Raw genomic sequence first — 21,143 nt, forward strand, 5'->3', positions numbered from 1 at the left:
CTGTGGGGCGGAAGTCGAGTACCGGTGGTCGAGTACACCCGCGTATACCGTTGCACTCGACCTCCGCTACTCGACCAACAACGCAGCCACGAAACCCCGGGGCCGGGCCTAGACTCCGCATTGCGGACAACCGGACCCCACCCACCATTGGTGTCCACCCACGAATTCCTGGTCCCAGCCAGACCCCGCACTGCGGACAACCAGGCCCCTCCCACCATTGGTGTCCACCCACGGCAACCCGGGGCGTTACCACCCGGTGGGGCGGGACCTGCAAACTAGGGGCCACATAGGTCGCGGGGCCAGCACACGCAGCCACCATGACGCCTCCTGTGAGGCGGAAGTCGAGTACCGGTGGTCGAGTACACCCGCGTATACCGATGGACTCGACCTCCGCTACTCGACCAACAACGCGGCCACGAAACCCCGGGGCCGGGCCCAGACTCCGCATTGCGGACAACCACGGTGGCACCCACCATTGGCGCAAGTCCATGAAAACCCGGGGCGAAAAGCATCCGGCGGGTCGTGACCTGTCAACAGGGGCCACATAGGGGTCGCGGAGGCAGCACGCGCAGCCACGCTGACGCATCCTGTGGGCGGAAGTCGAGTAGCGGACGTCGAGTACGCCCGCGCACACCGATGGACTCGACCTCCGCTACTCGACCAACAACGCGGCCACGAAACCCCGGGGCCGGTCCACACTCCGCATTGCGGACAACTCCAAGTACACCAACTATGGGTGCACACCCACGAACTGCTGAATCCGGCACCCCTATCGCCGGCACCCCACCAATCGGCGTGTGATCAAGCAACCGCCCCGGCCGATTCTTTGACCACCTCCGGGAGCAGAGGCGCTAGAGCTCGACCAGCGAGTTCTTGGACTGTTCGACGAGTTCGGCCTTCTTGCGGGCGCGTTCCAGGGTGGACCACTGGTCCTGGGGGATCGACTTCCGGGCGGAGGTGACCACGGCTTCGTCGGGCGTGCCCCAGGCGATGGGCATTGGGGTGATGGTCTGCCAGTGCTGTTGGTCGCGGGCCGAGCGTTGTGCGCCCACGGCGGCGACGGGCACCTTGGTGCCGACCTTGTCGGAAGTGTTCGGAAGAGGCTGCATCACTCGCGAGGTAATGGCCCAGCGCGGGGGCAGGGCAGGGTCCACGTTGAGGTTCACCAGAGCGGTCAGGGTCACCGTCGTGCCGGCGCGTTCGGTGATGATGGCGGGGGCGAGGGGGTTGGAGTCGTAGATCTCCTGGGTCTTGCCCACGCTGCGCGGAATCAGCAGCGCCACCACCAGCATCAAGATGCCGAACAGAATGGCGCCGAAACTACCGAGCCAGTGCCAGGGCGAGGACGGGTCCACCAGGAACCACACGGCGACGCCGACGATCACGGAGATGACAAAGATCGCGATGCCGGAAGCGACGAGGCTGCGGGTGTCGCGCACCATTTCGTTGTGCTGCTTCGCAAACTCCTCGTCGACGTCGAACTTGAATACCTTCATGCCACTCATGGCATATAAGTCTAAAGGTCGGCGGCGTCGACCAGTCGGTACGCGTAGCCCTGTTCGGCGAGGAAGCGTTGCCGGTGCATGGCGTACTCGGAGTCGAGGGTGTCGCGGGCGACCACGGTGTAGAACACTGCCTCGGCGCCGTCGGCCTTGGGACGCAGCAATCGGCCCAGGCGCTGCGCTTCTTCCTGACGGGATCCGAAGGTGCCGGAGACCTGGATGGCCACGGCGGCTTCGGGCAGGTCGATGGAGAAGTTCGCCACCTTGGACACCACCAGGGTGGAGATTTTCCCGTCCCGGAACGCTTGGAAAGCTTCTTCGCGCTTTTTGGTGGTGGTTTTCCCGTCGACCAGGGGAGCGTCGATACGCGATGCGATCTCCTCTAACTGCTCCACGTACGCGCCGATGATCAGGGTCTGCTGCCCCTTATGCGTTGCAAGAAGCTTATCGACGACCTCCAGCTTGCCCGCCGAACAGGCCGCCAGACGGTAACGCTCGCGGGTCTCGGCGGTGGCGTAGGTGAGGCGCTCCTCGTCGGTGAGTGTGGTGCGGACCTCGACGCATTCGGCGGTGGCGATGTAGCCTGCCATCTCGAGTTCTTTCCAGGGCGCGTCGTAACGCTTGGGGCCGATGAGCGAGAACACGTCGTCCTCGCGGCCGTCCTCGCGCACGAGCGTGGCGGTAAGGCCCAAGCGGCGGCGGGACTGGAGGTCCGCGGCCATGCGGAAGACGGGGGCGGGGAGGAGGTGGACTTCGTCGTAGATGATCAGGCCCCAGTCGCGGGAGTCGAAAAGTTCGAGCGCGCGGTATTCGCCCTTGGTTTTGCGGGTGACCACCTGGTAGGTGGCAATGGTGACGGGGCGGATCTCTTTCTTCTCGCCGGAGTACTCGCCGATCTCCTCGGGGGTGAGCGTGGTGCGGCGCAGCAGCTCGTCGCGCCACTGGCGACCGGCGACGGTGTTGGTGACCAGGATCAACGTGGTGGTCTGCGCCTGCGCCATCGACGCCGCGCCGACGATGGTTTTGCCGGCGCCGCAGGGCAGCACCACTACACCGGAGCCGCCCTCCCAGAAGGATTCGGCGGCGTACTGCTGGTAGTCGCGCAGATGCCAGCCGTCGTGGTTCAGCGCGATCGGGTGGGATTCGCCGTCGACGTAGCCGGCCAGATCCTCCACGGGCCAGCCGAGCTTGGTCAGCTCCTGCTTGATCTGGCCGCGGGTGGAGGGGTGGACGGGGGCGGTGGTGTCGTCGATAGGCTTGGCTATGAGTGGCTGGATCTTCTTGCTGCGGGTGACCTCGGTGAGGATCGCGGCGTCGTCCGCCTCCAGGATCAGCCCGTGCGCGGGGTGCTTGACCAGCTTCAACCGGCCGTAACGGGCCATGGTTTCGGCGACGTCGACGAGCAGCGACTGCGGCACCGGGAAGCGGGAGTAGCGCTCGAGCACGTCCACGGCCTGCTCGGCGTCGAAGCCGGCCGCGCGGGCGTTCCACAACGCCAGTGGGGTGATGCGGTAGGTGTGGATGTGCTCGGGCGCGCGCTCGAGCTCCGCAAACGGGGCGAGCGCGGCGCGGGCCTTTGGCGCGTCCGGGTGCGCGACTTCGAGCAGGACGGTCTTGTCCGACTGGACGATAAGGGGGCCGTCGCCGAGAGCCATGCGATCTACTCCTTCGTGTTAGTAGGCGTTGGTATTCTACGGGCATGGCTGCGAAAAATACATCTGTTGTGCTCGGCGAACGCTACGATAAGTTCATCGCCGAATTACTTGAAGACGGCCGCTACGCCTCCGCCAGTGAGGTACTGCGCGAGGGACTGCGGCTAGTGGAGGAGCGGGAGCAGAAGTTCAAGGCCCTCAACGATGCTCTGGAAAAAGGCGAATTGAGCGAAGTTGTCCACGACTTCGACCCCGATGCGTTCGTCGCGCGTATGAAGAACGACCATGAAGTATCGGCTTAGGCGCCAAGCAGAATCTGATCTTGTAGAGATTTGGAACTACACGGCCGTTCGTTGGGGACTGTCCCAGGCTGAGCGCTATGTTGGCCAAGTCCTGAATATGCTCGACATCCTTGGGGGAAACCCGCGGCTCGGAAGCTCTGCAAGCGAAGTTCGCTCTGGCTACCGGAAGAAGGCAGTCGGGAGCCACATCATTTTCTACCGGGAAGACGACGGTGTCATCGATGTGGTCCGAATCTTGCACCAACGCATGGACTTACAACACCACCTGAATAACTAGCCTCTGCGCAGCAGTTGCGACCACTTGGTCACGCTGCCGTTGTTGAGAATCGTCCGCTTGTAGATGCGGGCGGCGCCCCACACCGCCAACGCCGTCGCCAGCGCGGCAAGCGCGAGCGAGCCTGCCAGCTGCGCCGCGGTGAAGTCCCCGGCCGCGTACGACAGCGGCGCGGCGAAGATGGAAAACGGCGGGATCCAGCTCATCACCTGCATCCAGGTGGCATCGGTGCTCATCCAGCCGAATGCGGGGATGTAGGCGCTGGCCATGATGAGCAGCAGGATCGGCATTTGGGTGGACTGCAGGTCCTCGGTGCGCTGCACCATTGCACCCGCCGCGGCGTAGAGGGCACCGAAGAACAGCATGGCTAGCAACCATGCCACCAGCAGGACCGGGAAAATGGACCAGTCGAATTCGAAGCCGTCCACGAGCCCGGAGAGCTTTAGGCCAACACCGCCGACCACGAGCAGGAGCGCGGTGGCCAGGAAACCAAGCACGAGCGTGCCCAGCAGTTTGCCCGCCAAAAAGTCCAGCGGGCGCACGGAGGCGAGCACGAGTTCGACCACGCGGGAGGATTTCTCCTCGGTCACGCGGCTGCTCACCTGCGCGGCGAAGGTGATCACGGTGAAAATCACCACCATGAGCGCCACGAATGTGGTCAGCAGCCTGGTGAAGAGTTCTCCGGACCGCTCCGCGTCGGTGTCGTCGATATCCACCGAGACGATGTCGATGTTCCGGGACGCAGACTCGTAGTCTTCCGGAGAAATGCCCAGAGTATTCAGGGTTTCGGCGTGGGTGTAGCTGTCAGCGAGCGCCTCCATGCCGTCCATGATGGCCACCGGTGGTAACCCCTCGGCGAGCACTTCCCACTGGTCGCCTGCCGCCACCACCGCGGCTTCGACGTCGCCGTCGCGCACCATTTGCACCGCTTCGTCGCGGTCCGCGGCGGCATGCGGTTCGTAGCCTGCACCATCGAGCAATTGCGTATCGACGCCTACGGTCGCCACCGCCGCTGCCGACCCACTGGAACCAGTGTCGTCCTCGTCCTTGTTGTTCTGCCAGGTAGCGAAACCGATCAGGCCGATTATGGCCAGCAGCAGGATTACCAGCGTGATAATCACGCCCTTTTTCAGCAGCAGGATCTGGACCTCGCGCGCCGCAGTGGTGGTGATCGTGTGCATGGGTGAGTAGGCGTTTTGGGTAGCCATTACTGCACAACCTCCTTGAACAGGTCGGCCAGATCCGGCACGACGCGGGTGAACTCGTGGACTGGGCCGGCGGCCATGGCGGATTGCAGGATGCGTTGGTCGTCCTGGGTGCTCGGGGCTTCGAGGATGACGTGGGTGGCGGAGTCGTCGATAAGCGAGATGCCCTCGGGGATCCACCCGCGCGCTTGCGTGCCGACGCGGTAGCGCACGGGGCCGCTCGAGCGCAGCTCGTCGACGGTGCCCTCGGCCACCATGCGGCCGCGGGTGACGATGCCGATGCGGTCGCACAGGCGCTGCACCAGATCCAGCTGGTGGGAGGAGAAGATGACGGGCACGCCGGCGCGGGCGCGGTCGGTGAGCATCGTGCTCATCACGTCCACTGCGACGGGGTCGAGACCGGAAAACGGCTCGTCCAGGATGAGGATGTCCGGGTCGTGGATAAGCGACGCGGCGAGCTGGACGCGCTGCTGGTTGCCCAGGGAGAGGTCGTCGAGCTTGTCGCCCAGGCGCTCTCCGAGGCCGAGCTGCTCGAGCAGCTCGGTGCCGCGCTTCTTCGCGGCTTGGCCGTCGACGCCGTGCAGCTTGGCCAGAAAGACCAGCTGGTCCAGGATCTTTTCCTTGCCGTACAGGCCGCGTTCCTCGGGCATGTAGCCGATGCGGCGGCGGGTGTCGTCGTCAAGCGGGTGCCCGTCGAGGAGCACCTCGCCCGAATCGGCGGCGAGCACACCGAGGGCGATACGCATCGTGGTGGACTTGCCGGCGCCGTTGGAGCCGACGAAGCCGTACATCTCGCCGTCGTGGACGGTGAAACTCATGCCGTCCAGGGCTTGGACGCTGCCGAAGCGCTTGTTCAGGTCGCGGATTTCGATTGTTGTCACTAGTCCTCCTTGCGGTTAAAGGTAATGGCGTAGCCGACCATGGGCAGCGGGTAGACGATGAGGAAGGTGAACAGCATGAAGTACCCGGCAGCTACGACGGCAGTGCTGCCAGGTCCGTCTAGCAGCTGACCGGTAAGCATGAAACCGAAACCGCCGATGCCATTGAGCAGCGCGAATGCTTTCATCGCACGCTTGCGCCAGGTGTCCAGCACGCTGCGCTCGTACTCGTCTAGCTGGTCTTCTGGAATGGTGTCGGCGTTGCCGTTCTCCGCTCTGATCTGTGCCCATGCGATCAAGCTGATTATGACGGAAGCGATCGACAAGGTCGATAGCCACCACTGGCTCAGCGTCAGCTGGAGCGCGGTGCAGACGATGAAAAAGAGCATGGCTAAGAAGAAAATGGCAATGAGTGCTTTTGTTTTTCTCTCACGGTCGATGCCGTTCATTTGGTGTACAGCTCCTTCGACATAGGGGGAAATTCTGTGCGGGAGAACACGGCCTCGACGGGGAGGTCGAAGACCTCGCAGATGCGGAAGGCCAGGTCCAGGCTGGGGGAGTGGTCGCCGCGCTCGAGCGCGCCGACGGTTTGCGGGTTGACGTTGATCAGTTCTGCGAGCTGGATTCGTGTCATGTCGCGCTCGGCGCGGAGTACACGAACCCGGTTATATATCGGGTCCTTCGGTGGCTTCTTCGGTGACACACAATGAAGTGTTGTATAAACCCAACACTTTGTCAACGGTTGTGAAATGCATTCCGCGGATTCACAGGGGGCTAGCATGGATTTATGACCACAACCATTTCCTCCCCCGCAGAGCATTTGTCCCGCGAACTCGGCTCCGACCAGGCGCTTTCCACCCGTCCGATCGACCGGATCAAGTACGCCCACGACGCGTCCCACTTCCTCTACACCCCGGACGTGGTGGTGGAGGCCCGCACCGCCCACGACGTGGCGGCGGCCTTCCGCGCCTCCGCCTCCTCCGGCGCCCCGGTGGTGCTGCGCGGCGGTGGCACCTCGCTGTCCGGCCAGGCCGGCGGCGCGGGCATGCTTGTGGACGTGCGCAAGCACTTCCGCGGCGTGGAGGTCCTCGACGGCGGCGCGCGGGTGCGAGTCCAGCCCGGCTCCACGGTGCGACAGGTCAACGCCCACCTCGCGCCGTACGGCCGCAAGATCGGCCCGGACCCGGCGTCCGAGGGCGCGGCGACCATGGGCGGCGTAATCGCCAACAACTCCTCCGGCATGGCCTGCGGCACGCAGTACAACACCTACAACACCATCGAATCGATGATGTTTGTGCTGCCGTCCGGCACCGTCATCAACACCGCGCATGCGGATGCGGAGGCGCAGTTTGCGCGGGAGGAGGCGGAGCTCGTCGCAAAGCTGGAGCACCTCAAGCGGCGCGTGCGGGAGAACAAGGAATCCGTGGCCACCATCGAGCGCCATTTCGCGCTGAAGAACACGATGGGCTACAGCCTCAACGCGTTTCTGGACTACGAGTCGCCCCTGGACATCTTCATGCACCTGCTGGTCGCCTCCGAAGGCACACTCGCGTTCATTGCGGAGGCCGTGCTGCGCACCATCGAGGTGCCGAAGCTGAAGACCACCACCATCGCGGTGTACCCGACGCTGGACGCGGCGACGCGCTCGCTGCCGGCCCTGTTCGACTCGAAGGCCGCCACGCTGGAGCTGATGGACTCGCGCTCCATCAAGGTCGGCCGCACCTTCGACTCGGTGCCGGAGCAGATCACCGGCTTCGAACTGTCCGGCCAGGCGGCGCTGCTCATCGAGTACCACGCTAACGAGGCAGATGAGCTGCGCGAGTACGAGGCCGCCGGCGCGAAGCTGCTGGAGGGCTTCGAGCTGCAGACCCCGGCGGCGTTTACCACCGACGCCGCCGAGGCCGCCAAGGCCTGGGCCTTCCGCAAGGGCCTCTACGCCCAGGTCGCGGAGGCTCGCCCGTCCGGCACCACCGCGCTGCTCGAGGACATCGCTGTGCCCGTGGGCGACTTGGCCGACACATGTGGCGGGTTGCAGCAGCTTTTCGACGCCTACCGCTACGACGACGCCGTCATCTTCGGCCACGCCAAAGACGGCAACATCCACTTCCTCATCACCGACCGCTTCGAAGGCGACGAGAACCTCTCCCGCTACGACGGCTTTAACGAGGAGATGGTCGACCTCGTGCTCGGCGCCGGTGGCAACCTGAAGGCCGAGCACGGCACCGGGCGCGTGATGGCGCCGTACGTGCGCCGCCAGTACGGCGAGGAACTCTACGAGGTCATGGTGGAGCTCAAGCGCGCCGCAGACCCGCGCGGGGTGATGAACCCGGGCGTGATCATCACCGACGACGAGCGCGAGCACATGAAGAACTTCAAGCTCAACCCGCAGGTGGAAGACGAGATCGACTCGTGCGTGGAGTGCGGCTACTGCGAGCCTGTGTGCCCCTCGCGCGACATCACCATGACCCCGCGCCAGCGCATCGTGGTGCGCCGCGCCCGTGCGAAGGCTATCCAGGAAGGCGACACCGAGCTGGTTGCGCACATCGACGAGGCCTACCAGTACGACGGCATTGACACCTGCGCCGTGGACTCCATGTGCGTCACCGCCTGCCCCGTGAAGATCGACACCGGCAAGTTCATCAAATCCCTGCGCCGCGGCCAGGCGGGCGCTGCGGAATCCGCCGGCTGGGCGGCCGCAGCGAAGGCGTGGGGCCCGGGCAACACGCTGGCCTCGACGGCGTTGACCGGCGCCTACTACATGCCGACCAAACTGGTGCAGAAGGTCACCGACGTCGCCCGCGCCCTGGTAGGCGATGACACGGTGCCGCAGTACCGCCCCGAACTGTCCAAGGGCGGGGTGAAGCGCTCCAAGGCGTTCGGCACCCGCATCGGCGCGCCGGGCGCGGAGCCGGCGGGCGTGTTCGTCCCCGCCTGCGTGAACTCCATGTTCGGGCCGCAGGGCGAGGGTGTGGGCGCCTCCGAGGCGTTTGCGAAGCTGGTCGAGCGCGCCGGGCTCGCGCTGACCGTCCCGGAGGGCATCGACGGGATGTGCTGCGGCACCCCGTGGGCGTCGAAAGGCATGAGCACGGGCCACGACATCATGCAGCGCCGCGTCAACGACCAGCTCATCGCCGCCACCGACGGCGGGCGCCTGCCGGTGGTCGTGGACGCGTCCAGCTGCACCCACGGTTTCCGCGACATGGCCGAGGGCATCGGCATCACCGTCATCGACGCAATCGAGTTCGTCGAGGACCAGGTGCTCGAGCGCCTCGAGGTGAAGCAGAAGGTGGACTCTGTGACGTTGCACCCGACGTGTTCGGCGACGCACCTTGGGATCGTCGATACGCTGGAGCGCGTCTCTGGCGCCGCGGCCGAAGATGTGCGCGTGCCCGCCGAGTGGAACTGCTGCGGCTACGCGGGCGACCGCGGCATGCTGCACCCGGAGCTCACCCACGCCGCGACGAAGCGTGAGGCGGCGCAGGCGGCCGAGCTGGGGTCCGCCTGCCATGCGTCGTCCAACCGCACCTGCGAGCTGGGCCTGACCGCCGCGACCGGCAAGGACTACGAGCACATCCTGGAAATCCTGGAGCGCGTCAGCCGCTAGGCCAGCACTACTTTGGTGATGCGCGGCAGGGCGATGCGCACCACGCGGTCGGCGGCCTCGTCGAGCGCGTCGACCTGTCCCGCGCTCACACTCAGCGGCAGCACAGTGAGCGTGCGGCCGCGCCCTTGCTTATCCACGAAACCTACGGCCACATGCCGCTTCGCCCGGGCCGCCGCCCGCAGCGTTTCGAAGATGTCGCCGGCACCGGCATCCGCGTCGGAGCCGGAATCGGCGCGCAGCTTAGACACGATGGCTTCGACCTGCTCCTCGGTGGCCTTTGGGGTGCGCGGCAGGGTAGACGGGGTAGCGGTGACCAGCGCGGGTTCGGGCGCCATGTTCAGCGTCGCGCCGGTGTTGTCCTCCGCGGTGGGCTGCATCCCGGCCGCACGCAGCTGCGCCATGAGCTTGGTCAGCGGCTGGTCCGACACCGCGACGGTGGGGGCGAGGACGCGCAGGCCGCAGCGCTCGGCCGCGGTGGCGATCAGCGCCGGGTCCGCGGAACGGATGTAGCTCAGCGCGCTGCCGGCGCGGATGGCACCGTGGGTGCGGGCGATGTCGTCGACAAGAAACGCGATTGCCTGCGGCACCTCGCCCATGACGTGCCGGTCGAGCCAGGCGTGGACTTCCTCGGCGGTGAGCCCGCCGTCCAGGCCGCGGCGCACCGACGCCTCCGTGACCCGCCACACGCTGGCCAGGCCTGGGGATTCGAGCGCGGCGATGCGCTCCAAAAACGACGCCATGTCCGGCTCGAGCGGGCCCGGGGCAAGCATTGTCATGTCGCCCTGGGCAATCAGCGTGTCGACGGACGCCGGCACGAGCTGCTTGGCCGCGGCGGCGACGTCTTCGCTGCCCAGCAGCGCCAGCAGGGGAGAGGACTGCGCTAGCTGCAGGGTGCCGGCGAGCGCGCCGACGAACTGGGCCTCATCCACCACCGCCTGGATAAGCCGCGGGGAGAACCCGCTGGCCTCCAGCGGGGCGTGGAACAGCAGCTGGTCGACGCGGCCCGCGTGGCGCAGGATGGTCGTGCGGGCGTGGCGCACCGCGGGCGCGTGCATGTCCGCGGACAACAGCTTCGCGTCGGTGTCAGAGCGCCACGGGGAGGCGGCCCAACCGACAATCAGGATCGCCCACTGGTCCGAAAGCGTGGCGTCGATCCAGGTCAGCGCGTCGCGTGTGGCGGCGAGCACGTCCTCGTCGTCGACGTTGCCTCGGCCGACAAGGCCCGCCGCCTCGCCGATGGTGATTAATAGTCTCGGGTCGAAGCCGAGTTCCTTTTCCAGGTTCGCCGCGGCGCGCACGCCGACGGTGCCGTCCTTGTTCAACGCGACCGGGCGGTCCATGAGCGCCATGACCAGCTGGCGCATTTGGCGCACGGCGTCCAAGCCCGCCGAGGTCGCGGCCTCGTCCACCGCGGACTGGTCCACCTCGGGCAGCGCGGGCGCCTCCAGCGGGAACTCACGCGGCTGGATCCCGCGCATCGCGTCGCGCACCGGCCGCGGCAGCCGCACCGTGTTCACGTCCACCCGTACCAACAAACCGGCCGCAAGCAGCTTCGCCACGGCTGACGCGGGGTCCGCGTCGGGCCCGGCCGCCGAGGTGGTGCCCACACCGCCCGAGGAAGCCAGGGTCTCCAGCACCTTGCGCTCGCGGGCGGGCAGCGCCTCCAGCGCTTCGTCCGCGCCCGCCGGCAGTCTGTCGGTGACGCGCCAGCCTGGGGGCAGCGCGGTGAGCGTGCCGGGGGAGATCCGCAGCTTATCCACCGGCCCGAAGACCAAAGCGAGTTCCCGCAGGTGCGCCACCTCGCCGAGTTCGCCCGCGTCCACCGGGTCCAGCTCCGCGCCGGCGTCGGCGAGGCGCTCCAGCACTGACAGGTCGGCTGCGGTGAGCTGGCGCAACGCCCGCGACGCGGAGCCGGGCAAGCCCAGCCGCGTGGCCAACGACCCGGCCGAGGGCGGGGTGGGGAAGAAGGCATCTGGCCGGGTGCGGATGAGCAGGCGGAGCTGATCGTCGCTAAGCGACTGCAAGAATTCGGGGAAGGTAGACATTGCGGGGGTGAGTTTACGTGCGTTTTCGTGCCCGGCGTGAAAGAATGAGGGGCATGGCTAAAGATGTAGAGAAGATCGGTCGCGCGAACCCGGCGTGGCCCACGCACACCCCTGGTAACGGTCACCCGGTCACCGAGATTTCCTCCAAGCTCACCGGCGCCGCGAGCCCGTTCGGCGACGAGCTGATCCTGCCGCTGAAGGCGGAGGAGACCGGCTACGTCCACCCGACCACGCGCATCAATCGCTAGCTTTCGCTTAGCGACGGCACCGAAGGTGGCCCCCGTGCAGCGGGGCCACCTTTTTCGTGTGTTTGAGAGTTTGGGCAACTAGCAGATCAAGTGTCCAACTTTCCGTTTGCCCAGGTGGTATTGAAAACTGATTCCAACTGTGGGCTCATCTGCTAGTTCGGTGCCGTTGCCGGGCTGGGCGAACTAGCAGATCAGCGATGTGGGCAAAAAGAAAACCCGCCCGGAGGCGGGGTTTCGGCGCGTAGCTCTTAGCGCGGCAGGTAGGTCTGCTGCAGGGAAGCCAGTGTGTCGTTGACCTGGGTGCCGAAGTTGGAGCCGATGAGCTGGGCGACCTTGGCGTAGTCGCCGGCCAGTGCGGCATCCACCAGCGGCTGGTTAGCTGCGTAGAACGCGTTGTAGTCGTTGCGGTTTGCGGCGTAGTTGTCCTGGACGGTAGCCGGGACCTGGAAACCGAGGCCGTTGATGGCGTCGCGCAGCTTCGCGTACAGCTCATCGGTCTCGTTGCCGGTGGAGGAAGTCTGGGCTGCCGGTGCTGCAGCTGCCGGGGCGGGAGCCGGCTTCGGTGCCGGAGCCGCCTGGGCTGCCTGCGCGTCGCGGTTGGTCGGCGCGGAGTTCAGGCCGTAGCGCGCGGAGCAGGCCGGCCATGCGCCCCAGCCCTGCTGGGCCAGGGTGCGCTCGGCGATGATGATCTGCTGCTCACGGGTGGCCTGGTCTGCGGTCGGGGCGAACTCGCCGCCGCCGTAGGCCTGCCAGGTGCCGTAGTTGAACTGCAGGCCGCCGTAGTAGCCGTTGCCGGTGTTGATCGACCAGTTGCCGCCGGACTCGCACTGAGCGAGCTTGTCCCAGTCGGAATCCGGTGCTGCGGTTGCCTGCGGGGCGACGATGCCTGCCAGTGCTGCAACTGCTGCGGTACCTGCCAGAGCCTTCTTGCCCGTGGAGGTGGTCTTCTTGGAGTGGCGTCCCATGATTCGTTTCCTCTCGTCGTTGACCGCCAATTCTCGGGACAGCCTAACCATTTGTAACGATTGTGTCACGCAAGCGGCACGGAATGGTGTTCATGTGACAGCCGAGCTCAACGTTTCCGCAGGTCGCGCACCGTCCGGCGAGTTTTGGTGTTCTGAGTCACAGTCGCGGTTTTCGGGGCGGAGGTGTAGTGTAAGGCCTTTATTTTGGCCTGCAATGGGCGGGCCATGTACCGGAACCTTAAAGGAGGATGCCATGCCTATTGGAAAGGTGAAGTGGTACGACACCGAAAAGGGCTTCGGCTTCGCGTCCAACCCGGGCGACGACGACGTCTTCATCGGCCAGTCCGTGCTTCCCGATGGCGTGGACGAGCTGGTCGCAGGCCAGCGCATCGAGTTCGATTTCGCTGCCGGCCGCCGCGGCCCGCAGGCGCTGCGCGTGAAAGTGCTCGATGAGCCGAAGCGTCGCCCCGTGCACCGCCGCAAGCCGGAGGAGCTGGGCAGCATGCTGGCGGATGTGATGACCTTGATTGAGACGCAGGTCCAGCCAGCGCTGACCAACGGCCGCTACCCGGACCGCAAGGAAGGCCGCCAGGTTGCGGGGATCCTGAGGGCGGTGGCCCGGGAGCTGGATGCTTAGCGACGCACCTTCGGCCTAGTCGAAGCCGACAGACCACGTGGCGATGACGGGAGTTTCTTCCCCGTCATCGCCTTTTTCAATGTCCAAGGTCGTAATCTCTGCGACGACGAGCTTCGCGCCGGACTCGGTCACCGCCGGGACGGTTTCCTCGCCGGACTCGCCGGAGGTGAACACGCGCTCGGTGTTTGCGGCGGGGTCGTCGTAGATGAGCAGCAGGCGCCAGCTGTTGCGCTCGATCTCGCCGGGCACGGTGAAGGTCACGTCCCCCTGATCGGGCAGGCGCACGCTCGGCGGCTCACCGCCGGGGCACTCCACGTCCAGCTCGCACACTGTATATACGGGCACCTGCTCGGTCTGCCCGGCGGCGGCCACGGCGACTTCGAGGTCGCGCACCGGGGTGCCCGGCTTGTTCTGCTGGTAGCTCATAAAGGCGTAGACCGCCCCCACCAGCACCACCACGCCAACTAGGGCGATGGCCAGGACTTTCCACTGCTGGGTTGCTGCGCGTTTGGGTGCCATGGCGCACGATCCTACTTGGCGGCGGCCTCAGGCTTAAACGTCACGCGGTACATGTCGGGCCAGCGCTTGCCAGCGAGGTAGAACTCCTCGGTGCCGGGGATGCGTGCGATGCCGTTGAGCACGTTGTTCGGGTCGGGCGCGGCGTTGTTGTCCAGCGCGGAGGCGTCGATGACGGCGGTGACCTTCCCCGAGTCGGCGTCGATGCGCATGATGTTGGTGGTGGTGAAGACATTGGCGTACACCTCGTCGCCCACGCACTCGAGCTCGTTGAGGCCCTCCACCGGCTGGCCGTCCATGGTGACAGTGAAGCGCTCGCGCTCCTCGAAGGTTTCCGGGTCCATGCGGCGCAGCTCGGCTGTGCCGTCGGAGAAGATCAGCTCGTCCTCGTCGGCGCGGGAGCACAGGCCCCAGCCTTCGCCGGCGTAATTCACCCGGCCGGTTTCTTCCAGTGTTGCGGCGTCGCGCTTGATAGCGGTGCCGTGTTGCCAGGTCAATTGCCACACCGTGCCGTCGTGAAGCGTAATGCCCTCGCCGAAGAACTCCGGATCCAAATCGGTCGACTGCAACTCGTCGCCTTCGGGCGTGCGCGTGTACAGGCGGGATTCGCCCTCCTGGCCGGTGCCGACGTAGATGGTGCCGTCCTCGGCGACCTCCAGGCCCTGGGTGAAGCTGGTGTCGTCGAACGGCAGGCGCTCCTCGACGTGCGCGGTCAGGCGCCGCGTGTCCGGCCCCGAGGTCTCGGGGGAGGAACAGCCCGACAAGACAGCGAGCGCGGAACAGACGGCGGCAAGCGTGAATCGACCCATGGCAACCATCCTGCACCACGTGGGCAATAATGGGGAACCGTGTCACGATCCAACAACCGATCCCGCAACCCCCGAAAGCGCAGCCCCCTGCTGTCTACCGACGCAGTCGCCACTGCACGGGAGGCGCTGGCCGAAATCGCCGACGGGGAAGTCGGCGAGCACATCGGCGTGACGGGGCTCGGCCGCAACGTGGCCACCCACCGTTTCGCCGCCGACGTGCCCGGCTACGCAGGCTGGGAATGGAACGCCGTGGTGGCCTGCGCCGACGGCGCGGACTGGGTCACCGTCAACGAGGTCGCGCTCGTGCCCTCGCAGGGCGCGCTGGAAGCACCGGACTGGGTGCCGTACTCCGACCGCTTGCGCCCCGGTGACCTGGGCCCGGGCGACATCATGGAGCTTTCGCCTGACGACGACCGCGTCACCGACGACTCCTTTTCCCGCGAGGCCGTCACCTTTACCGGCCGCGAAACCAAGCGCTACCTCACCACCACCGGCCTGGAGGACGCGAAGAAGCGCTGGCGCACCGGCGAGTTCGGCCCTAACAGCGAGTTCGCCGAAAAGGCCGCGCTGTCGTGCCGCTCCTGCGCGTTTTATATTCCGCTGGAGCAGCCGGTGGGCGAGAACTTCGGCATCTGCGCCAACGAGTACTCCGCGGACGGGCACGTGGTGGCCTCCTCCTATGGCTGCGGGGCGCACTCGGACACCACCGTGGGGGAATAATCGTTGGTGAGTCCCAATGATTGGTGTTTTCGCAGGCAGGGTGCGACACTAATGCGACGTGAGTACCACCACCGGAGCAAAACTGCATAAGGACCAGCCGCAGCCGCGCGGCGCGCTGGACACCTTCTTCCACATCAGCGAGCGCGGATCCACGGTCGGCACCGAGGTGCGCGCCGGGGTAGTGACGTTCTTCGCGATGGCCTACATCGTGCTGCTCAACCCTCTGATCATCGGCACCAGCCCGGACCGCGAAGGCGTTGTCCTGGGCATCCCGCAGGTCGCCGCCGCCACGGCGCTGGCCGCCGGCGTGATGAGCATCCTGTTCGGCGTGATTGCCAAGTACCCGTTCGGCATCGCCACCGGCCTGGGCATCAACACCCTGGTCGCGGTGACCATGGTGGGGCAGCAGGGCCTGACCTGGCCCGAGGCCATGGGCCTGGTGGTCATCGACGGCATCATCATCGTGCTGCTGGCCGTCTCCGGCTTCCGCACCGCCGTGTTCAACGCCATCCCGGATTCCATGAAGGTGGCCATGAGCGTGGGCATCGGCATGTTCATCGCCACCATCGGGCTTGTGGACGCCGGCTTTGTCCGCCGCATCCCCGACGCCGCCATGACCACCGTGCCGGTGCAGCTGGGCACCGGCGGCTCCATCTCGTCCTGGCCCACGTTCGTGTTCATCATCGGCCTGTTCATCTGCGGCTTCATGGTCGCGCGCAACATCCGCGGCGGGTTGTTCATCGGCATGTTGCTCACCACCGTCATCGCCATGGTGGTCGAGGCGCTGACTGGCACCGGCTCTTCCGCGGACAACCCGGAGGGGTGGGGCATGGCGGTGCCGGGCCTGCCGGACAGCTTCGGCGGCGTCCCGGACCTGTCCATCGTGGGCAACGTGGACCTGTTCGGCGCGTTTGTGAACCTGGGAGTGATCTCCGCGTCGCTGCTCGTGTTCACCCTCGTGCTGGCCAACTTCTTCGACGCCATGGGCACCATGACCGCACTCGGCCGCCAGGCCGGGCTTACCGACGAACACGCCGTGCTGCCGGACATGAAGCGCGCCCTGGTCGTCGAAGGCTTCGGCGCTGTGGTCGGCGGCGCGACCTCGGCATCGTCGAATACCGTGTTTGTCGATTCCTCCGCCGGTATCGCGGACGGTGCGCGCACCGGCCTAGCCAACGTTGTCACCGGCGTGCTGTTCCTCGTCGCGATGTTTTTCACCCCGCTCTACGAGATCGTGCCCATCGAGGCTGCAGCCCCCGTGCTCGTGGTCGTCGGTGCGCTGATGATGATGCAGGTCGGGCAGATTGAATGGTCCGAGTTCACGATCGCCCTGCCGGCGTTTCTGACCATCGTGACCATGCCGCTGACTTACTCCATCGCCAACGGCATCGGCGTCGGCTTCATCTCCTTTGCCCTGATGAGCCTGTTCGCCGGCAAGGCGAAGGAGATCCACTGGATCATGTGGCTCATCTCCGCCCTGTTCGTGGTGTACTTCGCCCAGGGCCCGATCATGGCGGCGCTGAGCTAAATGCTTGTGCCTATCGACGACCCGTCGGACCCCCGCCTCGACGACATCCGCGACCTGAAACATTCGGACAAGGAAAAAGGGCTCGTCTTCGCTGAGGGGCCGCTCGTGGCCGGCCGCTTGGTGGAATCCCGCTTCCCGGTGCGCGCCGTGTTCGGCTTCGGCGGGCGGCTGGAATCCTTCATGGTCGACTACGGCGACGAGCTCGAGCGCCGCGGCGTGCCTATCTATCAGATCACCCGCGGAATCATGGGCGAGGTTGCTGGCTACGACATGCACCGCGGGCTGCTGGTCTCCGCCGACAAGCCGGAGCCGCTTTCCGTCGCCGAGGTGCTCGACGGCGCACGCACCCTCGTGATCTTGGAGGGCGTGGGCGACCACGAGAACATCGGGTCCATCTTCCGCAACGCCGCCGGCATGAGCGTCGACGGCGTACTTTTCGGCGCCGCCACCGCTGACCCGCTGTACCGGCGGGCCGTGCGCGTGTCCATGGGGCACGTGCTGCGCACCCCGTTCGCGCACCTCGACGGCACGCCGACGACGTGGCAGCGCTCGTTGGATGAGCTGCGCGAGGCCGGCTGGTGGCTCATCTCGCTCACCCCGGCCGACGACGCCGTCGAGCTGAGAGACGCGATCCAGGGCCACGACAAGGTGGCCTTCCTAGTCGGCGGGGAGGGCCCCGGCCTGACCCCGCACGCGATGCGCGCCACCGACGTGCGCGCCAAGATCCCGATGGCGCCGGGCACGGATTCGCTCAACGTAGCCACGTCCGCCGCGATCGCGTTTTACGAAAGGAACCGTTAGCGGTCGAAGTGGCGGATGCGCTCCGAAAGCGCCTTCCACAGCTGCGCCGCCCGTGCGCGCAGGCCCCGGCCGACGCGTTTCGCGGCGGCCACGGAGGCGTCGGCAAGCTCGGCGAACTCGTCGCCGCGCTGCTGGTCGGGGGCGTCCTCGTAGTCGTCGTACGCCTTCGACTTCTCCGCGAACTTCGCGGCCACAGCGTCCACCGACTTCACCGCGGGCGTTTTCTTTTCCTCGATTTTCGGCTCGGGGCGGCCGTCCACCGCGTAGCCGACGACGTTGATGTCGGGGCCGTCCTCGCCGATGTCCACGCCCAGCCAGTGGCGCTCAGCCGACAGCGCTAGGTCGCGCGGCTCGAACGGCAGCGAGATGCCGCCGGCGGCCTCGGCGCGCTCGCCGGCCCAGTAGGGCGCCTCGAACGGCTCGGGCAGTCCCATATCCTCGATGACCTGGGTGCGGGTAGCGCTGAAGCTGCGCACCACGGTCTCGCCGGTGAAGTGCGCGAACCCGCCGTAGTCGCTGTCCGTGCCGGTGGCGATGACAAACACGTCAGAGGCGGGAAGGGCCGAATGCCACGGGGTTGTGGTGGACAGGGCCGAGGCGTCGTCGACAAGCATCCGCACCACCGAGACCCCGGGGAAGCCTGCGATGTAGAACTCGTCGCGGCCCGGCACCGAGGAGCGGTTCAGCGGGAACGAACCGATCGGGGTGATCGGCCACGCCGGGTTGACCTGGGAAAGCAGCTTGCGGCCGAACCCGCGGTCGGCCTTCGGCTCGCGCTCGAGCACGCCGGCCGGATCGGCGGTGTTGACAAACCAAAGCGTAAGAACCGCTGGGAAACTCATGCACACATCCTAAGGCGCTCAGCGCTTCGGGCGCTTGGTGTTCGTGCGAACCCCCAGCAGCACGTCCTCCCAGTGCGGGGTGACAGCCTTGCGGCGGCGCTTCTTCGGCTGCTCGTCCTCGTCCGGGTGGCGCAGGAAGTCGCCCTCGAGCACATCGTCTCGCGTATCGACGACCTCCGGGTTGCCCTCCACCGGCAATTCCGTGACATCAGCGTCGGGAGCTGCTTCAGGGCCGGTGGGGCTGGTGGGGTCGTCGTTACTTACGTCGTCACTTAAGTCGGCTCGCACCGCGGACAGTGAACGCACCGGCTGCGCGAAATCGGGGTCCGTCAGGTCCGCGGCCATGGCGTTGCGCGCCTCCGTCTGGGCGGCGGAGCCCATGGAGCGTTTGAAGGTCCACAGCGCCTCGTTCTCCGTCAGCCCGGCCTTCCAGGTGACGTGGACGACCCAGCTGTCGCCTTGCTCGCGGGTGGCGTCCCATTCTGCGTCGCTGATCGAGTGCCCGCGGGCCGCGAAGGCGGTGGCGAGGATCTCGAACAGGGTCTGCTTCGCGGGGCCGTCCTCGCGCACCGGGTGGGACTGCTTCGCGGCCTCCGCGACCTGGGCGCGCTCCAGCAGTACCGGGTGGGCGTACACATCGAGGCGGCTTTCGGCCACGCCCATCTCCTCAGCCAGCGCGGTGGCGGTGGCGCCGGCGCGCAGGCGCGCCTGGATCTCGTTCGGGCGCATGGACAGGGGAGTGGCGTAGAGCGGGTCCGGCTCCGGCAGGGAGCGCTCCACCGGTGCGGGCGCTGGCTTGTGCGCGGCGGGTTCCTCTACTTCGGCGGATTCGGTCTCGGGCTCGTCGGCAGTCGTGTCCAACACGGTCACCCCGGTGTCGCGGTCGGGAGTGGAGGGGGCAGAGGTAGAATCGGTGACGGAAACGCCGTCGATAAGCGAGGGCTCAAGCTCGGTGCGCGCCAACTGGTAACGCATCCCGTTATCGTCGCGCAGGACGAAAAACGTCTCCGTCGACTCGTCTTCCAAGAAGTACAGCTCGCGCATACGTCACCTTTCCGCCGGGCAGATACCCGACCAGCTTAACGGACAAGCCCGCACCTGCGGGCGTACCCGCCCGGTTCTCTGTGGTGTGTCCAGACAGCTGCCGTTGTTGTCAGACGCGTCACAAACTTTGATACAGTGCCTTACGTAAAAACAGGTTGCCGGGAGCTATCCCAAAGACAGCCGAGAAAACTACCTGGAAGGGGAAATCAGTGGCTACTGAGAACAAGGATAAGGCCGTACTCCACTACCCGGGCGGCGAGTACGAGATGGACATCATGCACGCCACCGAAGGCAACGACGGCGTCGTGCTGGGCAAGCTTCTCGGCGAAACCGGCCTGGTCACCTTCGACCCCGGCTACGTTTCCACCGGCTCCACCGAGTCCAAGATCACCTACATCGACGGCGAGGCAGGCATCCTGCGCTACCGCGGCTACGACATTGCCGACCTCGCAGAAAACGCCACCTTCAACGAGGTGTCCTACCTGCTGATCAACGGTGAGCTTCCCACCACCGACGAGCTGGAGAACTTCAACTCCGACCTGCGCCACCACACCCTGCTGGACGAGGACTTCAAGGCCGCGTTCAACATCTTCCCGCGCAACGCCCACCCGATGGCCGTGCTCGCCTCCTCGGTGAACATTCTCTCCGCCTACTACCAGGACCAGCTCGACCCGCTGGACGAGGAGCAGGTGGACAAGGCGACCGTGCGCCTGATGGCCAAGGTGCCGATGCTCGCCGCGTACGCCTACCGCGCATCCCGCGGCAAGCCGTACATGTACCCGGACAACTCCCTGAACCCGCGCGAGAACTTCATGCGCATGATGTTCGGGTACCCGACCGAGGACTACCACGTCGATCCGGTGCTGACCAAGGCCCTGGACAAGCTGCTCATCCTGCACGCGGACCACGAGCAGAACTGCTCCACCTCCACCGTGCGCATGATCGCCTCCGCCCAGGCCAACATGTTCGTCTCCATCGCAGGCGGCATCAACGCCCTGGCAGGCCCGCTGCACGGCGGCGCAAACCAGGCCGTGCTGGAGATGCTCGAGGACATCAAGAACAACCACGACGGCGACGCCACCGACTTCATGAACCGCGTGAAGAACAAGGAAAAGGGCGTGCGCCTGATGGGCTTCGGCCACCGCGTGTACAAGAACTACGACCCGCGCGCGGCAATTGTGAAGGACACCGCACACGAGGTGCTCGAGCACCTCGGTGGCGACGAGCTGCTGGACCTGGCCATGAAGCTCGAGGAGATCGCGCTGAACGACGAGTACTTCATCCAGCGCAAGCTCTACCCGAACGTGGACTTCTACACCGGCCTGATCTACCGCGCCATGGGCTTCCCGACGGACTTCTTCACCGTCCTGTTCGCCATCGGCCGCCTGCCGGGCTGGATCGCCCAGTACCGCGAGCAGCTCGAGATGAACACGAAGATCAACCGCCCGCGCCAGATCTACACCGGCTACCAGCAGCGCGATTTCGTGCCGCGCGACCAGCGCTAGGCGCAACCGAAGGGCGTCGATAAGCAGCATGCTTCGGCGCTCCACCGCCGAGAACTGAGCTTCCCT

Annotated in this window: 21 protein-coding genes; 9 read left to right on the forward strand and 12 right to left on the reverse strand. The window is 66.2% G+C overall.

Going from position 1 to position 21,143, the window contains the following annotated elements; all coding sequences use genetic code 11:
• Positions 1 to 851: 851 nt before the first annotated feature.
• Entirely contained in the window at positions 852 to 1,505 is a 654-nt protein-coding gene (locus QP996_RS11235; RefSeq protein ID WP_350309519.1) for a DUF3239 domain-containing protein, read from the reverse strand.
• Positions 1,506 to 1,516: 11 nt separating this feature from the next.
• Entirely contained in the window at positions 1,517 to 3,157 is a 1,641-nt protein-coding gene (locus QP996_RS11240; RefSeq protein WP_284872704.1) for a DNA repair helicase XPB, read from the reverse strand.
• Between the two features lie 44 nt (positions 3,158 to 3,201).
• Between QP996_RS11240 and QP996_RS11245 the strand changes: the two genes are divergently transcribed.
• Both QP996_RS11245 and QP996_RS11250 read left to right on the forward strand, forming a co-directional pair.
• Positions 3,202 to 3,456 carry a type II toxin-antitoxin system ParD family antitoxin gene (locus tag QP996_RS11245; protein WP_284872705.1) on the forward strand — a complete coding sequence of 85 codons (255 nt, stop codon included), beginning with the start codon at positions 3,202 to 3,204 and terminating at the stop codon, positions 3,454 to 3,456.
• Positions 3,440 to 3,733 carry a type II toxin-antitoxin system RelE/ParE family toxin gene (locus tag QP996_RS11250; RefSeq protein ID WP_284872706.1) on the forward strand — a complete coding sequence of 98 codons (294 nt, stop codon included), beginning with the start codon at positions 3,440 to 3,442 and terminating at the stop codon, positions 3,731 to 3,733. Before QP996_RS11245 ends, QP996_RS11250 begins: the two co-directional genes overlap by 17 nt.
• On the opposite strand, the gene QP996_RS11255 is transcribed toward QP996_RS11250, so the two are convergent.
• The 4 genes from QP996_RS11255 to QP996_RS11270 are packed head-to-tail and all read right to left on the reverse strand — an operon-like array spanning position 3,730 to position 6,516.
• Positions 3,730 to 4,938: an ABC transporter permease gene (locus QP996_RS11255; RefSeq protein WP_284872707.1), complete on the reverse strand. Its 1,209-nt coding sequence runs from the start codon at positions 4,936 to 4,938 to the stop codon at positions 3,730 to 3,732. The genes QP996_RS11250 and QP996_RS11255 overlap by 4 nt on opposite strands.
• The gene (locus QP996_RS11260; RefSeq protein WP_284872708.1) at positions 4,938 to 5,816 is read right to left on the reverse strand and encodes an ABC transporter ATP-binding protein; all 879 of its coding nucleotides are present in this window, start codon (positions 5,814 to 5,816) and stop codon (positions 4,938 to 4,940) included. The genes QP996_RS11255 and QP996_RS11260 overlap by 1 nt, the downstream gene beginning before the upstream one ends.
• On the reverse strand, positions 5,816 to 6,262 hold the full coding sequence (locus tag QP996_RS11265) for a hypothetical protein (protein WP_284872710.1): 447 nt from the start codon (positions 6,260 to 6,262) through the stop codon (positions 5,816 to 5,818). Before QP996_RS11265 ends, QP996_RS11260 begins: the two co-directional genes overlap by 1 nt.
• A complete protein-coding gene (locus QP996_RS11270) occupies positions 6,259 to 6,516 on the reverse strand; it encodes a helix-turn-helix transcriptional regulator (RefSeq protein WP_284872711.1) in 258 nt (85 codons plus the stop codon). Before QP996_RS11270 ends, QP996_RS11265 begins: the two co-directional genes overlap by 4 nt.
• Positions 6,517 to 6,600: 84 nt before the next feature.
• Between QP996_RS11270 and QP996_RS11275 the strand changes: the two genes are divergently transcribed.
• Positions 6,601 to 9,417, forward strand: coding sequence for an FAD-binding and (Fe-S)-binding domain-containing protein (locus tag QP996_RS11275; protein WP_284872712.1), 2,817 nt, complete (start codon positions 6,601 to 6,603; stop codon positions 9,415 to 9,417).
• On the opposite strand, the gene QP996_RS11280 is transcribed toward QP996_RS11275, so the two are convergent.
• Positions 9,414 to 11,462 carry a helicase-associated domain-containing protein gene (locus tag QP996_RS11280; protein WP_284872713.1) on the reverse strand — a complete coding sequence of 683 codons (2,049 nt, stop codon included), beginning with the start codon at positions 11,460 to 11,462 and terminating at the stop codon, positions 9,414 to 9,416. The two genes, QP996_RS11275 and QP996_RS11280, sit on opposite strands and share 4 nt — an antisense overlap.
• Positions 11,463 to 11,515: 53 nt before the next feature.
• Between QP996_RS11280 and QP996_RS11285 the strand changes: the two genes are divergently transcribed.
• A complete protein-coding gene (locus tag QP996_RS11285; RefSeq protein WP_034999421.1) occupies positions 11,516 to 11,710 on the forward strand; it encodes a hypothetical protein in 195 nt (64 codons plus the stop codon).
• A 248-nt stretch (positions 11,711 to 11,958) separates the two neighbouring features.
• Here QP996_RS11285 and QP996_RS11290 read toward each other — a convergent pair whose 3' ends face one another.
• Entirely contained in the window at positions 11,959 to 12,675 is a 717-nt protein-coding gene (locus tag QP996_RS11290) for a resuscitation-promoting factor Rpf1 domain-containing protein (protein ID WP_284872714.1), read from the reverse strand.
• Positions 12,676 to 12,928: 253 nt separating this feature from the next.
• Here QP996_RS11290 and QP996_RS11295 point away from each other — a divergent pair, with 253 nt between their 5' ends.
• Positions 12,929 to 13,312 carry a cold-shock protein gene (locus tag QP996_RS11295; protein WP_126858445.1) on the forward strand — a complete coding sequence of 128 codons (384 nt, stop codon included), beginning with the start codon at positions 12,929 to 12,931 and terminating at the stop codon, positions 13,310 to 13,312.
• A gap of 15 nt (positions 13,313 to 13,327) precedes the next feature.
• On the opposite strand, the gene QP996_RS11300 is transcribed toward QP996_RS11295, so the two are convergent.
• On the reverse strand, positions 13,328 to 13,831 hold the full coding sequence (locus QP996_RS11300; RefSeq protein WP_239217413.1) for a DUF2771 family protein: 504 nt from the start codon (positions 13,829 to 13,831) through the stop codon (positions 13,328 to 13,330).
• 11 nt (positions 13,832 to 13,842) lie between these two features.
• Positions 13,843 to 14,637: a glutaminyl-peptide cyclotransferase gene (locus QP996_RS11305; protein ID WP_284872716.1), complete on the reverse strand. Its 795-nt coding sequence runs from the start codon at positions 14,635 to 14,637 to the stop codon at positions 13,843 to 13,845.
• 39 nt (positions 14,638 to 14,676) lie between these two features.
• On the opposite strand from QP996_RS11305, the gene QP996_RS11310 reads away from it, so the two are divergent.
• The 3 genes from QP996_RS11310 to QP996_RS11320 are packed head-to-tail and all read left to right on the forward strand — an operon-like array spanning position 14,677 to position 17,686.
• Entirely contained in the window at positions 14,677 to 15,357 is a 681-nt protein-coding gene (locus QP996_RS11310) for a DUF3027 domain-containing protein (RefSeq protein WP_284872718.1), read from the forward strand.
• 58 nt (positions 15,358 to 15,415) lie between these two features.
• Positions 15,416 to 16,885: an NCS2 family permease gene (locus QP996_RS11315; protein ID WP_284872719.1), complete on the forward strand. Its 1,470-nt coding sequence runs from the start codon at positions 15,416 to 15,418 to the stop codon at positions 16,883 to 16,885.
• Positions 16,886 to 17,686 carry a TrmH family RNA methyltransferase gene (locus QP996_RS11320; protein ID WP_284872721.1) on the forward strand — a complete coding sequence of 267 codons (801 nt, stop codon included), beginning with the start codon at positions 16,886 to 16,888 and terminating at the stop codon, positions 17,684 to 17,686. It abuts the gene before it with no gap.
• Here the strand turns inward: QP996_RS11320 and QP996_RS11325 are convergent.
• A complete protein-coding gene (locus tag QP996_RS11325) occupies positions 17,683 to 18,528 on the reverse strand; it encodes a DUF6928 family protein (RefSeq protein ID WP_284872722.1) in 846 nt (281 codons plus the stop codon). The two genes, QP996_RS11320 and QP996_RS11325, sit on opposite strands and share 4 nt — an antisense overlap.
• Before the next feature lie 18 nt (positions 18,529 to 18,546).
• Positions 18,547 to 19,572: a septation protein SepH gene (gene sepH / locus QP996_RS11330; RefSeq protein ID WP_284872724.1), complete on the reverse strand. Its 1,026-nt coding sequence runs from the start codon at positions 19,570 to 19,572 to the stop codon at positions 18,547 to 18,549.
• A 209-nt stretch (positions 19,573 to 19,781) separates the two neighbouring features.
• Between sepH and QP996_RS11335 the strand changes: the two genes are divergently transcribed.
• Positions 19,782 to 21,077: a citrate synthase gene (locus tag QP996_RS11335; protein WP_284872725.1), complete on the forward strand. Its 1,296-nt coding sequence runs from the start codon at positions 19,782 to 19,784 to the stop codon at positions 21,075 to 21,077.
• Positions 21,078 to 21,143 lie beyond the last annotated feature (66 nt).

Source organism: Corynebacterium sp. MSK008, assembly GCF_030232585.1.
Taxonomy (GTDB): domain Bacteria; phylum Actinomycetota; class Actinomycetes; order Mycobacteriales; family Mycobacteriaceae; genus Corynebacterium.